11 protein-coding genes are annotated in these 13,640 nt (G+C 58.0%); 4 read left to right on the top strand and 7 right to left on the bottom strand.

What is annotated here, in order from left to right; genetic code table 11:
- Positions 1–204 precede the first annotated feature (204 nt).
- On the top strand, positions 205–738 hold the full coding sequence (locus ACP150_RS21950; RefSeq protein ID WP_424968868.1) for a hypothetical protein: 534 nt from the start codon (positions 205–207) through the stop codon (positions 736–738).
- 76 nt (positions 739–814) lie between these two features.
- On the opposite strand, the gene ACP150_RS21945 is transcribed toward ACP150_RS21950, so the two are convergent.
- On the bottom strand, positions 815–1,291 hold the full coding sequence (locus ACP150_RS21945) for a very short patch repair endonuclease (protein ID WP_424968867.1): 477 nt from the start codon (positions 1,289–1,291) through the stop codon (positions 815–817).
- A gap of 68 nt (positions 1,292–1,359) precedes the next feature.
- Here ACP150_RS21945 and ACP150_RS21940 point away from each other — a divergent pair, with 68 nt between their 5' ends.
- Positions 1,360–2,859, top strand: coding sequence for a DNA cytosine methyltransferase (locus ACP150_RS21940; RefSeq protein ID WP_424968866.1), 1,500 nt, complete (start codon positions 1,360–1,362; stop codon positions 2,857–2,859).
- On the opposite strand, the gene ACP150_RS21935 is transcribed toward ACP150_RS21940, so the two are convergent.
- From ACP150_RS21935 to ACP150_RS21915, 5 genes are all read right to left on the bottom strand, one after another.
- Positions 2,860–4,962, bottom strand: a complete 2,103-nt coding sequence (locus tag ACP150_RS21935; RefSeq protein WP_424968865.1) for an AIPR family protein — start codon at positions 4,960–4,962, stop codon at positions 2,860–2,862. It lies immediately after the preceding gene.
- Positions 4,963–4,965: 3 nt separating this feature from the next.
- On the bottom strand, positions 4,966–5,949 hold the full coding sequence (locus ACP150_RS21930) for a PD-(D/E)XK motif protein (RefSeq protein WP_424968864.1): 984 nt from the start codon (positions 5,947–5,949) through the stop codon (positions 4,966–4,968).
- Entirely contained in the window at positions 5,942–8,704 is a 2,763-nt protein-coding gene (locus tag ACP150_RS21925) for a Z1 domain-containing protein (RefSeq protein WP_424968863.1), read from the bottom strand. Before ACP150_RS21925 ends, ACP150_RS21930 begins: the two co-directional genes overlap by 8 nt.
- The gene (locus ACP150_RS21920; RefSeq protein WP_424968862.1) at positions 8,701–10,182 is read right to left on the bottom strand and encodes an ATP-binding protein; all 1,482 of its coding nucleotides are present in this window, start codon (positions 10,180–10,182) and stop codon (positions 8,701–8,703) included. The genes ACP150_RS21925 and ACP150_RS21920 overlap by 4 nt, the downstream gene beginning before the upstream one ends.
- A gap of 138 nt (positions 10,183–10,320) precedes the next feature.
- Entirely contained in the window at positions 10,321–11,127 is an 807-nt protein-coding gene (locus ACP150_RS21915) for a WYL domain-containing protein (RefSeq protein ID WP_424968906.1), read from the bottom strand.
- A gap of 676 nt (positions 11,128–11,803) precedes the next feature.
- Here ACP150_RS21915 and ACP150_RS21910 point away from each other — a divergent pair.
- Both ACP150_RS21910 and ACP150_RS21905 read left to right on the top strand, forming a co-directional pair.
- Positions 11,804–12,142, top strand: a complete 339-nt coding sequence (locus tag ACP150_RS21910; protein ID WP_424968861.1) for a hypothetical protein — start codon at positions 11,804–11,806, stop codon at positions 12,140–12,142.
- Entirely contained in the window at positions 12,139–12,405 is a 267-nt protein-coding gene (locus tag ACP150_RS21905; protein WP_424968860.1) for a hypothetical protein, read from the top strand. The genes ACP150_RS21910 and ACP150_RS21905 overlap by 4 nt, the downstream gene beginning before the upstream one ends.
- A 1-nt stretch (position 12,406) precedes the next feature.
- Here the strand turns inward: ACP150_RS21905 and ACP150_RS21900 are convergent.
- A protein-coding gene (locus ACP150_RS21900) for an IS3 family transposase (protein ID WP_424964469.1) occupies positions 12,407–13,560 on the bottom strand; the annotation gives its coding sequence in 2 pieces (ribosomal slippage) (positions 12,407–13,299 and positions 13,299–13,560; 1,155 coding nt in all).
- Positions 13,561–13,640 lie beyond the last annotated feature (80 nt).

Here is a 13,640-nt window from a genome sequence, read left to right as displayed (position 1 = left end):
CGGGCGTAGGTTGAGGACGAGCGCTGCTGTTCGTCTACGACGGGTCTGGCTGGGTCGGGACCACGCAAAAGGCGCTGCAGAACATGCCGCTTCTCGGGGTCGGCACGACGGCCGATGCGTCCAACCCGTTCTCGACCAAGCTGAACGCCGCGCTCTGGGTCGCCTAGGCCGAGAGCCAGGGCGGCGGGCGATCTGTTTGACACCATGAACAAGGAGGCCGCGGGCGACGATGTCGGCCTGACTCTCCCGATTGGCTTCGTGACCAAGGCGCTAGTCGGGCTGTTCGGCTCGGACAAGCTCCGGCTTGCGGTCGTGGCCGATGGGAGCACCTTCTTCAACGGGTTCAGCGTCGACAACGCGAACGGCATCGTCGACCAGCCGCGGCTCCTCCGCTTCAAGGCGTATACCAACTACGACAACTATGTCAGCGTCGGCGCCTGGACGAAGATCACCATCAACAATACGGACTACAACGACCACGGCGCTTTCGACGCCGCGAACAACCACTTAGTGGCGCCCCTGAACGGCACCTGCCTTTTCGGCGCGACGTTGTTTTACAAGATCAACGCCAACACCACGGCGCGAGTGCGCGGGCGGTTCGTCGTGAACGGCACGACCGAACTCCGCGGCTCCCTCGGCGAACTCTCGGCCACCAACGTCTCGCTCGTCACCGCAATATGGCTGCAAACCATAGTGCCCCTCTCCGCGGGCGATACCGTAGAACCGCAGGGGTATTAACGTGTCGCGGACGGCTACTTCGCGGCCGACCACTCGTCCTTCTGGGGCGCGAAGATCAGCTGAGCGTGCGTCCATGCTATCGGGCCTGTCGGGGCGAATGTGCCTCTTTGGCGCCGATTTCGATCTGGTCTGCATCGGATCGTAGCCATGCCGATAGGCTGTCTGCGGAAGCGGTAATCTCATCCGGTTTCCTGAGCGCGCACTCCCACGCCGTTGCAACGCGCCAGCCCTCTTCCAGAAGCTTCTCGCGAACAGCTTTGTCCCGAGTGACATTTGCGTCAAACTTGGCCTGCCAGAACTCTTGGCGGGTCGATGGTGTAGTGGTGTAGGGGCACCCCTCGTGACGATGCCAGAAACAGCCATGCACGAATATGACGGCGCGATACCTCGACAGAACGAGGTCAGGTCGACCGTCGATCGCCTTCGAATGGAGTCGAAATCGGAAACCGCGCGCGTGCAGCGCCCGCCGGAGCGCTAGCTCGGGCTTTGTGTCTTTTCCCCTGATCCCTGCCATCATGCGGGACCGGGTTTGCTGATCCACGATATCTGTCACATGCGTCCTGGAGTTCGTCCCTCAACCTAGTATACACCGGCTGAACGAAGTTCGTCAGGGAGTCTGACTTGCCTTCCACTTTTGGCATTGTTGATCTGTTCGCCGGCCCGGGCGGACTTGGCGAAGGTTTCGCTGCCGCAGGTCGCGAAGGTGACGGCGACATGGAGATCCGCTTGTCCGTCGAACGGCAGCCCATCGAAGTCCGGACTCTCAGATTGCGGGCTTTCCTGCGCCGCTTTGAAAACGGGTTTCCCAAGGCCTACCACGATGCGCTGAATTCCGGCTCTCCGATGCCGGATTGGTCTGATCTCCATTCTGTCGAGTGGAAAGCAGCAGAGGCCGAAGCGCGGCAGCTCGAACTGGGTGCGGAGGGAAGCTTCGAACTGATTTCGGACACGCTTGACCGGACGCGTGAGGAATTCAACGGGAATACGATCCTTATTGGTGGGCCACCCTGTCAAGCCTACTCACTCGCCGGACGGTCCCGTAACCGAGGCAAGCACGATTACATACCGGAAAAGGACGAACGGCATTATCTCTACCGAGAATATGTTCGCATCCTCGATCGCCTGCGCCCGGCCGCCTTCGTGATGGAAAACGTTAAGGGCATGATTTCCAGCCGTGTTAACGGCGGCGGCATATTCCAGCGCGTCCTCGAGGATCTCGCCGGCGCCGGCGATGGCTATCATCTTCTCCCTCTTGCACCGCCTCCCGAAGGCAACTCATTCCTGGGCAGGGATTTTCTTGTTCGACCCGAAGATCACGGCATCCCCCAACAGCGCCATCGTGTCTTCATTGTCGGTCTTCGGAGTGATATCACAGCGCCTGCGGAACGCGGCTCGTTGCTGAAGCGTGCGGAGACCACAGTCTCGGTACTTAACGCGATTGGTGACTTGCCGAGCCTCAGAAGCGGCCTGAGCCGGGGGGATGGCGCAGAGGCGTGGCGGGACGCGGTTCTGTGTCAGGCCGACGCAATCCTCAAATCGCGTAAGGTGCTCCAGCCGGTTCGCGAACTCCTAGGCAGCTTGCGGACCGACGGGCTCGCGCGCGATGAACTGCGGCGCGATCACAGGCGAACAGGCAATGGACCCTTCGTGGATACTGAACTGGCTGATTGGTTGGTCGATGATAAACTTGACCGTGTCCTGCATCACGAGACCAGGGGACATATTCCGGAAGATTTGGGACGCTACCTCTTTGCGGCCTTATATGCCAAGGTGATGAAGGTGTCTCCGAAGCTCTCTGATTTCCCAGAATTCCTTCAGCCTGAACATCGGAACCGTGCGTCAGGCGATTTCGCAGATCGGTTTCGTGTCCAACTTGGTCATCGCCCCTCCAAGACCGTGACCAGCCATATCTCCAAGGATGGTCACTATTTCATTCACCCTGATCCGCGCCAAGTTCGTTCCTTGACGGTGCGCGAGGCGGCGAGACTTCAGACCTTTCCAGATAACTACTTTTTCTGCGGTCCACGCACGGCCCAGTATCATCAGGTTGGCAATGCAGTCCCACCGTTTCTGGCGCTTCAGATTGCACGCGTGATTCGGGGACTTCTGATGGGCAACTGATCACTCTCCGGCCGCAGCAACACGGGCCTCAAAACCGTCCGATTCGAGTCTTTCGAGAACTTCGATGGCGATCAAGCATTGTTTTTCGGATGGAAGCCGATCGGGAATCCGAGTGCAGGTCTCCAGTATTCCAGCCTCCTTAGGCGTCACGAGCCGGCGATCCTTGCCCCATTCGAGCGCATCTTTCCAGAATGCCGCGCCGAGGTTCACCACGGTTGATTGAGCCTCGATTCCAGATGTGACCGTCTTTTTCTTTCTCTCCTCGTCAGCCACAGCGGTGGCCTCGGCAGGTGTGTGCAGATAGTCCTGCAAGTCGGATGGGTAATCCAGTTCCCGATGTTGCAGCTGCGCCCAGCAGGCCTGCTTCTTCGCCCATTCACTCATGTTCCGGACGCCTTCAGGCGGGTGGGTTATGACATCATGGGCTTCCGCCGCGGTAAGGAGGAGGGCTGCCTCCACCGGTTCTGGTACGGATTGCTGCCGCCAGATCCGGTCTAGGTCGACAAGTCTCTCCCGGCAATCCATATCGTAGGCCAGCTTGGCCATTGAATACGTGACGATATTTGCCCTGTAACCACCTTCATACCAAGGCTGTTGTGGCACCGCTTTCTCCAGGCGACGGAAGATGATCGCTTTTGCGATCATTCGCTTGAACCAAGTCTCGTGGAACCGTGCGTCGGATTTCTTCCACTCCTTGGCAACCTCTCTCTGGAAGGACACGAAGTTTTTCTGCGCCCCTTGGCTGACCACATGTGGAAGCCCCGCCCACGAGTTCTCGAACTTGGCTAGGTCCGTCTTGGTAAAATACTGTGAGCGGGGATATTCGAGATCGAATTTTTTACGCTCAGACTCGGTACGACGCCCGCGTTCATCCGGATATTGCCCGCGCGCCCGTTCGTAGAACCACTTGGTCTCCTGGTAGGCGCTTTCGCCTTTGGGGGCGAGAATGCGCCGGGAGAACTCTTGCAATCGCATCTGAAAAGGGTGGTTCGACGCCAGGTCTGCATCGTTCACCTTGTTCTGGCTGTTTGCGTAGAGCGATATATTTGGGATCACCTCTTCGGCCGTCTCTGGCGGGACAACATTGAGCTTCATCTGGACATAGACTTCATCCAGACGCGCTTTGGGGCGTTTCGGGCGCTGCCTTCGAGACGCGTGAATGGACGCAGTGGTCTGTCCACCATTCACGATTTGAAGATTGTCGGCGGAGACGAGAACTGGCCCGTTCTCGGTCTGCCTGATTTCTACATTATTTGCGGTGGCCGTTATGCCGTTATTGTAAGCGAAGAACATTTCGGGCTGGTCTTCGAGCGTATCCCGAATGCCGCGGTTCACCTTTCCACGGGCCTGGAGGAAGCTGCGCACATTAGCTTCTAAGAGCCGGGTTCCCCATTTCTCATAGATCTCGCCCAGTTGGCTGCCGCGGATGACGGCAATATAGCTTTCAAGAGCCGCATCGCCCATCGATGCTCTCAGGACCGGGATCGCACCACCAAAATCCTTCTCGAAATTGATAAGAAGGTCTTCCCGGGTTTGCCCCGACCGAACATATTTCTCGATCCTTGCAAGATCCCACACCGTATAGGTTACGGGCTTTTCACCGATCGAACCCGCGGGCAGGCCATCGGCCTTCGCGCGCTTTTCTGCATTGGTTATGACGATCAGTTTGATCTTCGAGATGCTCGGCCAGGTAGTCGAGATAAGATCGGAGAGCATGAAGCCGGAGCTCGTCTCCTCAAGTTGCTCTCGAAACTCTTCGTCTCGGGCATGCCGTAGGAAGCCGACGAGCCTGTTGAAGCGGGACTTCAGATCGTCCGCCCTGAATACCCGAACCTCTTCACTCGTGGAAAAATCACAGAGGATCAGGCTAAGTATTCCCTGTGCTTCACGCGGGTCGCCGCCATATCCGTGGATCTGTAACGCCGTTCCTCGCCGACCGGTCCCTTCAAAATAGGCGTAGTCCGCACCATCCAGTTCTCCGGCTTCGGTCAGGATGTCACCCATTTTCTCGAAGAAAGCCTCGGTCGTATAGGACCCACCTACATCCGCTTCGCCTTGGATGTCGGCGATAAGCTCGCGGTGAAATTCATCCAGTTCAGACACCTATCAGCCTCCCTGTGTGTCGATCGAAGACTGCGTTTTCTGTAATTCAGTGATGAAGGTTTCGTCCTCGATGATAAAAGCTGCGCATGCGTCTAGAGCCACGACATACCTGACATTCAGGACGCCAGTCGCAACTGGTGAGGATATGCGAGGAAACCCGTCTTCCACCCGGAATGCCAACCGTTTGCCGACAGTCCAACGCCGATCGCTGTAGTCGTGGTCCCAGTCAAAGCCTGTAGCCGCGAGCAAGCGCTCCCATGCGCCATAGGCCGACATGGTTGCGTATCGGTAGATGTCTTCGACCACTTGCACATGATCCGTCAGTGACATGCCCTCGGGCTTCACCGCCGCGTCGACATCGTGGACTAGCAGGAAGAGCTCCGCCCCGGACACGTCGGCCAGCTGATCCTCCGATGAAATCTGCACTTGCGGTCGTGCCGCGCCTCGGCGCGCCTTGACCTCGACGCACAATCCGTGGAGTTCGAAATCCTTCGCCCCTTCGTCGGGCCCGCGCCACGCCTCGATCGCCGCGTCTGCACCAATCTGGGCGCATAACAGCTGAAGAAACTGTAGTTCGCCTATAAGGCCCCTTTGTTCTTCGAGGCTCAAACGCTCTGATGACCCGCCTCTCAAGAGATGATGCCAACGAAGTGTCCGTCGCACCGCGCGGTCAAGGGCTTCGTCGGCAGTCTTGCCCTGCTCGCCAGCCGAGACGATGTCGAGGCAAAGGTTGGCGAACAAGTCCCTCTGCTCCGGATCGCGGAGTGCCACGATCAGAGCGTCCCGTGCTCCAAGTTTCCGATAGCCGATATCGAGGCTCCGGATCTTTGGTAGTGGTAAAACCCGCTCTGTCTTTTCTGGAAGAACGAGGGCCAGCGCAACACTGTCGTTCTCTACAGCGGCCCAGAAGAAGTCATGGCGACCTCGCTTGTCGACCCGACGCGCCTCGTCAAAAGTCAGCCCACTCCATGGGTTCGTTTCAGACATCTTCCATCTCCGCGTCCTCGTCGAGGTCTTCATCTCCAAAGAGTTCACGAAGCATCGTGGTATTCATGACATACTCGACTTTTTCATCCGGGCGTGACGAGACCGGGAAGCTGATTCCGAATGCGACAACAGGCTCATTCGGAAGCAGTTCAACGTGTTTCTCGGGCGTTTCGACCTTTTCGGGTAGCCGTACTGAAATCAGGAAGAGTACAAGAAGTGGTTTCCTGCGCACCCTTCTGTAAATGTGATCAGGAAAGTTTACGTTCCGGCTGCCCTTGAGATTGTGCGCAGAAATGAATTCTGCCTCAGCGCGTGCGGCGTCCTCTGCAGCGACGCCGATTTTTTCGACCCCACGAGATGCGACCCGCGCACGGCGCCCACTGATCGACAAAATGCCGTCCTCGAGACGCTCGACCCCAATGCTGCGCTTGGCCGGACCAATGGGCCAACGGAGTACATCGCTGGTTTCTTGTTTCTCGCTCACGCTGGCAATGAAGACGTCCCACTTGGCGAGTTCATCATGGGCGCGTTGGGCAATGTAGTCGCGGAGTGGTGAAATGTTGGTTCCTACGCTTTCGCGAGCGTTCCGGAACCGGATCAGGAATTCGTCGATGTGAGCGACGCCGACATCTTTTAAAAGATAACCACCCTGGCACTTGGTCTTGCTTGGGTCATACCCCTCTTCGCGCAAGGCGATAAGAAAGTTCCGCGCGGCACTTCGGTTACTCTCCAGAACCTCGCCATCATTTTGTAGCTTGTGCGTCTCGACATAGCCGTTCGACAGACCGATCTTTAAATGTTTCTCGCCGGATCCCAGCTTGTTTCGAGCGGTGACCAGCAGCGACGAGGGGTGACTGCGCACCGCAAGCCCGAACTGCAGTGGCGTTGCCCGGTCCCGCTGCATGCGCCGGAGTTCCTCATGCAGTTCCTCGGTCGCTTCGGCGATGTGGGCGTACCAGCCGATCGCCTGAGGCGGCATCCATATACGACAGAGCTTCTCGTATCCGCCGCGATAGCCGAACCAGCGACCCATCTGCATAAGCGTGTCATACATCATGGAGTTTCGCAGAAAGTAGGAGACGGTGAGCCCCTCGAGGGTAAGGCCGCGCGACAGTGAGAAGCCACCGACGGCTATCACTGTCAATCCGCGGTCGCCTGCTGCGGAATAATCGAGGTCGTTGACTCTGCTGTTGACCTCCACGACCTTGGCACCACCGACCGACTGGAGAAGTCTACTCTGGATCTCGCTCCAGTCCGGCCATTCGTCCCGGAACTCGTCGGCCCATGTCTTCCGCAATGCCGCGATCTCCGGGTCAAGAAGGCCGCGCTCCCCGAGAGAGGCATTGATGCGCACTGAGTCCCGGATCGTGTCCAAAACTTCCTGAAGCCGGTTGCGAATGAGGCCCTGCATGCGGGTGAAGCGGCTGGCATTCACGAGCATCGATGCGTGCTGATCTGCCTGGCCGCGCAGGTCGCGGATCGTACGCGCGACAAGGAATGTGCGGAGGGCTTCAATCATGCTCTCGGGTATGGCTACGAGCTCATCATCCTTCCCGTGCTTGATCGGCAGTACATCCCCGTTGTCAGTGATGTTGCGCAGATAATACGGCTCCTCGTCATTCGGCATGCCATCTAGAAATACCTTACGTGGTCCAAAGTAATTGTTGGGGGCATCGAGACCGGTAATGAAGTCGCGCGGAAAGAGGTCCTCCTCCTCCATGGTCTCATCTTGTTCGGGATCGATGAAGATGTTTGCGAAAGGAGTTGCAGTGTAGCCGACATAGCAACTGCGTCGGAATAGACCTAGAAGTTCTCGGATTTGGCCATTGATCCTCGACACCTCACTCTTGCCGTATTTGACGTTGATCGAAGCGTTGTCAGCCTCGTCATCGATCAGCAACATCGGCTGATCGACCATTTCGGATGAGTGGTTGGCGCTATGCTCGCGCAGCCACTCAGTGAGGTTGCGCAGAGTGTGCGTGTTCTTTTTGATGACCAGCACGACCGGAACCGCATAGGAGGCGATCTGGCTCGTGTTGGAGGTCGCAGTGGACTTGTTGAAATCCCTGATCGTGTTGGTGAGGCTGACTGGCGTGAACCTGTCATCGAACTCGGCAACGCCAATCAACTTGGGCTTTTCGCGGGTTCCCACTTGGGCGAGCCGGCCAGTGTCGCGCCCGATGAAGCCCTCATCAATCCGACCTTGGGTTTGGTTGCGCAGGTTATTGTGGATACCCGCGATCACGATGATCAAGCGGTATCCGGCGTCGGCCGCCTTGCAGACAAGACCAGTATAGTTGGCAGTCTTGCCGCTCTGGACGTGTCCGACAACCATACCCTTTCGGTCCCAAGATCGACTGTCTCGTGGGTTTCCCAAGCGACCGAGTATAGTATCCGTCACCTGGTCCGTCCCATAGATGACATCCTGCGGCAGCTTGTTCTTGAAAAGCAATTTCTTGTAGCGGGACCAGTAATACCAGGGGTCGGATCCACTTTCGATCTCGGCCCTTGCATTCTCGAGCCAAGGTTCGAAATCGTCGGCCGCCACCACAAGAGATCCCAACCCCATACTGACACCGATCCGTTCCTCGATCTCGCGGGCGAGCATCTCGGCATCGTCATCGGTGACGTGCGGGAAGATCGGAGCTTGTCTCACAGAGGCGATCAGTTCGCGGATACCCTCTGGTGTCCGTCTCGCGCTGTCGGCAAGCCCGTGCGACACCATGTTGTCGAGCATGTCGAGCTGGGTGCTCATTCGTGTCCCTCCTGCTCGAGAAGTCTGGCGAGTACGGGTTCAACCCGGTCCCACTCCTTGCGAAACATTTCGGTAGTCTTCAGCATCGAGCGCACACCCGCCTCGGAGATCCCCTGTTCGAGCAGATGCGGGACCATCGACTCCAAGGCTTGCTCCAGTGCATCAAGCTCGGCTTCCGCAGCCTTCACCGTCTCGGCCTGTCCAAACAGGTCGGCATGCAACGAGCCCACAGGCAGGCCCGCACCGACAAGCGCGATGCAATTTCTGAAATCATGACGGAGGTTTTCAGGAAGACGCTCCTCGAACTCAAGCAGCGCCGGGTGGTCGGAATTCGGCTGATAGACGATCGCCCCATCCTTGATTAGCCGTCGCCACATGGGCGCACGAGTTTCATCGGTCAGTTTCTGGCCGCGCTTGCGATATGTCCGCTTGGACGTTTGGACAAAGCGCTCGACGATCTTCTTTAGCCGCTCTTTGACGGCGGGTGGGAGCTGCGCGGAGGCCTTCTTTACGTCAATTTTCCAGTCGGCATCCATCGTGTTTGGGATATCAACACGGATCCTGCAGAGCTTTGTGAGCTCGGTCTGCCGCGCCAAGCCGAGCCAACTGCCGCTTATGATAAGTCTATCGCTACGATAGATGTAAAATCCTTGCGATCTGAGATGACCCTCGGGTCCGCCAAGTTCCTCCCATTCCTCCCGCTTCATCGCCTTGTGGTGGGGAATGGTAAAGCTCTGGAAGTGAACTACACCATGCGCAAGCCGGAGTTCTTCAGGCTGATCAGGTTGCGTCTTTGGATGCTTTGATGCGAAAGGATCAATCGGTTCCAGAACGCGACCATTGATTGAAATCAAAAGCCTGCCTTTGCCGGTACGCTCCATGAATCGGTGAAAGACAATTCTCAGGTGCCTCTCTGCTGCCGCCAGCGCGCTATTGGTGTACTGCGCTTGCTTTTGGATATCATTCCGATACCCGCCATCGACCCGATCAAGCTTCTCCCAAAGAACAAGGGTCCCGCTTTCGCGCAATAGATCTGCTTGAGGGATGCCCTCGTGCTGGTCAATCAGCGAGATTTCCCAGCGGTCTTTTGCGGCAACTTCATCAAGATCCCATCGGGCTCCAGAGATCTTACCGTTCTTTCGCGACAATACCGTCAGTCGGCGACACTGGGAAAAGCTGGCGCTTTTCAAGCCCAAGCCAAATCGTCCAAGATCGAATGCTGTTCTCGTTTCACGCGGATTCCTGCTACCGGGCCTGAGCGCCTCAATCAATTCGGCCTGATCCATTCCGCAGCCATTGTCCAAGATGGCAATTGAAGCGTCTTCACCAATAGTGTCTGCATGAATGCGAACAGACGATGCGCCTGCTGTTATTGAATTATCAATGACATCAGCAAGTGCAGTGGGAAGAGTATACCCTATGTCCCTGAGGCTCTCGATCAGCGCCGAAGCGCGTGGTGTAGCATCAGCAGTCGCCAAGTTATCATCCTTCAAATCAACTATTCCCTACTGATCAAACTCAGCGATATGGGCAGCGGCGTCGATCGCCGCAAAGCAGTTGGAACGCGGAATCGTGAAATATCCCATCGGGGGTCTTTTGAACAATAGTAGGACTGATCATAACCAGGAGCACAATTCACCTTTTCGATTGAGGAGTACAATCTGCTGATCCTGCGGTCGCCGCGCGCTGGGATCAGTATCCAGTCCAAGCCGCCTGAGCGCGTAGTAGAGGAGCGCGCGCCGCACCCTGATCTTCGCCTTGCCCCCACACATGCCGTAGTCCAGAGCGATAGCCTTCGGCTGCGTTTCCGAGAGTTCGGGTTGAGGGGCGACCTCCAGCGTGACCTCGGAATGCAAGTCGCTGTCGTCGTCGGCGGATGCGTCGCTCTGCCGTGAGCCTCGAATCTTGAGCATTCGGGACAGCTGGAAGTCCTTGAAGCACTCGTCGGTCAGACAGAACGCTCGCCCGTGCCAAGGGAACCCGTCAAATTCGACGGCGTGGGGCGCGATCCACCGCCAGCGCGGCTTCGCGCTGGACAGTGACTGGTACTTCACCTCGATCGCATCGGACCGACGGACGGCGCAAACGACCGAGCGGAGCGTCACCAGGCTGACGCAACGTACAGGCATCGGGGAGGATGCGTACGATGGGAGCTTGGCAATCCAGGATTCCTCTCGGTCGAGGATACCGTCGGCGAGCGAGCGCAGCTGAGCGAGGCAACGGCTCGCATTGGGCTTGAGGAATTGCGCCGTGAAGTCCGAGCCGCGAACACAGGACCGCGCGCTCTTGTCGTAGACCATGTTGTCAGGCGCGAAGCCGATGTAGCGATTCAGGTCGGCGGACGCCTGGTTCACCGAGACGCCGAACTGCTCCGTCAGATCGCTGCGGCTCACATATCTCTCCCAGAACAGGGGGAACTCTATGAACTCGAGGCGCTGCTCGACGCCCCAACGAAGCTCCGGTCTGTAGTTCTACATCACGCTTCCCGGCTCGGGCAGTGCGCATGATGACTATGCGCGCCCATTTTCTGGGCCTAAGCCGAGGCTAGCCGAGCCTGGGATGTGGCGCAATCGAATTGCGTCGTAAATCAGGGCCTTGGGGCGGTGCACCAGGTCCGGAAGACGAGGCTGGGGTCGGTAGGCCTGAACGCCCTGATCGGACGTCGCGTTCATTGCGTCGCGCTCCAAGACCTCGATATCGGCGCTCCGATAGACGACGCGCCCGGCGAGAGCGTGAGAAAGCAATCGTATCGGGCGCTATTCCCAGAGAAACGTGGAAGGTGGTCGGCATTTGGATCTGCCCGCTGAGCGGAGTTTCTGCGTATCCCTGTCTCTCCGCCACTCCCTCTTTCGCCACGATACGTCGTCTCGCTCTCGTAGGGCGTTATTGCCCTTGGTTCTCCAACCAACGAGCACGCGGCTTCGCTTTCGTTGACTTTGCCCCAATATTACCTCAGTCGTTTTTCTAGATGGTACGCGCTGTGTTGTGGAAGTGTCTGCGCTGAGCGGGAAGCTGTTAGAGACTCTCGATCCTGGGCGGCATAGGGATGGGGCGTACCTGATCGTGGATCCCTCAGGCGCGCGGCGTTGGATTGTTCGGGTGACGGTGAAAGCCAAGAAGAGTTGCGAAGGCGCGCCCTTGCGGACGGATTTCGTGTTGTGCGGTGCGGATGTGGTGACGCTCAACCAGGCGCGGGAGCGGGCCTTGGCCTATGGGCGCATGGGACGCGGGGATCTCACCGTGCGCGGGGTCCGCAGTTCTTTCCGCGACTTGGCCGGGGAGGTCTGTGGCGCGCCGCCGGACGTTGCAGTGGCCGCGCTGGCACATCAGATCGGCTCCAGGGCCGAGCGGAGCTACGCAAGGTCCGACCTGCTGGAGCGACGTCGGGACCCGATGACGCGCTGCGCCGCGTTTCTGACATCGGAGCAGAGCGGGTGAGCGGGGTCCTGGAGACCGTCGGTCTGGACGAGTTCGAGATCGAGACGAACAACAGGATCCAGTTCCGCGTCGCGCTGAGCGAGCGCACGCATGAGGACCGCATGAAGGCGATTACGGCACTTCGATACGATCTCACAAGTATCAAACTAGAGAGTTTGATGGAATTGGATTTCTACCAAGAAACCGCAAACCCCGGAGATTACCCATTCTTGAAATGGGCCCTGGTGAGCTACTCCCCAATGTTTGGACAGTTTCCGGCGTGATCTAAGCTACTCTCTGCTCCTGCTGATCGGGTTGGGTTTCGTCTTTTCTCAGCCAATAGACCATGGCTGGCGGTTGGCCGCCAAGGGCGGAATGGGGGCGCTTGCGGTTGTAGAACTCGATCCATTTTCCGACACCCGCCGTCGCCTCTGATCCGGTTTCCCAAGCGTGCAGGTAGACGCATTCGTATTTGAGGCTTCGCCAGAGCCGTTCCACGAAGATGTTGTCGAGGAAGCGTCCCTTGCCATCCATCGAGATGCGCACGCCGGATCGCCGCAGCCGGTCGGTCCAGGCAAACGACGTGAACTGGCTGCCCTGGTCGGTGTTCATGATCTCGGGCGGGCCGAAGCGGTGGATCGCCTCGTTCAGCGCCTCGACGCAGAAGTCTGCTTCCAGCGTGTTGGATATGCGCCAGGCCAGCACCTTGCGGGTGTACCAGTCCATGACCGCCACCAGATACAGGAACCCACGCCGCATCGGCAGATAGGTGATATCTGCGGCCCAGACCTGGTTGGGCCGGGTCACCCGCAAACCGCGCAACAGATAGGGATACGTCTTGTGCCCCTTCGCCGCCTTGCTGGTGTTGGGCTTCTGGTAGATCGGCATGAGCCCCATCAGCCGCATCAATCGGCGGATACGCTTCTCGTTGACCAGATGTCCCTCGTTGCGCAGGTGCCAAGTCATCTGCCGGACACCGAAGAACGGTGTTTCCAGGAACTGCTCGTCGATCTGACGCATCAGCATCAGGTTCATCGCCGTCTCGCCCTTGGGCGTGTAGTAGAATGATGACCGCGAGATCGACAGCAGCCTGCACTGTTTGCCAATCGACAGATCGGTATTGGCTGGTTCAACCATCTTCCGCCTCACTTGCCGGTCCACGGTTTGAGCTTTCGTGACAGAAAATCATTGGCCACAGCCAGCTCCCCGATCTTGGCGTGCAGGTCCTTGACCTGTTCTTCGTCCACTTCCGGCGTCTTTCGGCCACCACGCTCGAGCACGCCAGACGCGCCTTCAAGCAGCGCACGCTTCCAGCTGTGGATCATCGTCGGGTGAACGCCAAACTGGCTTGCCAACTCAGCAACCGTCCGCTCGCCCTTCAATGCCTCAAGCGCAACTTTGGCCTTGAACTCAGGCGAATGGTTCTTCCGTTTCGACATCTCTGATCTCCTCTTCGTCGAAGATCAGCAGACAGCAATTCGTAGCTTACGTCAGTGTCCGAATTTCGGGGGGTAGCTCA

It is taken from the genome of Dinoroseobacter sp. S375 (assembly GCF_049800775.1).
Lineage (GTDB): Bacteria > Pseudomonadota > Alphaproteobacteria > Rhodobacterales > Rhodobacteraceae > Dinoroseobacter.
The sequence above is the reverse complement of the archived record's forward strand: the minus strand, read 5'-3'. Positions and strand labels throughout refer to the sequence as shown.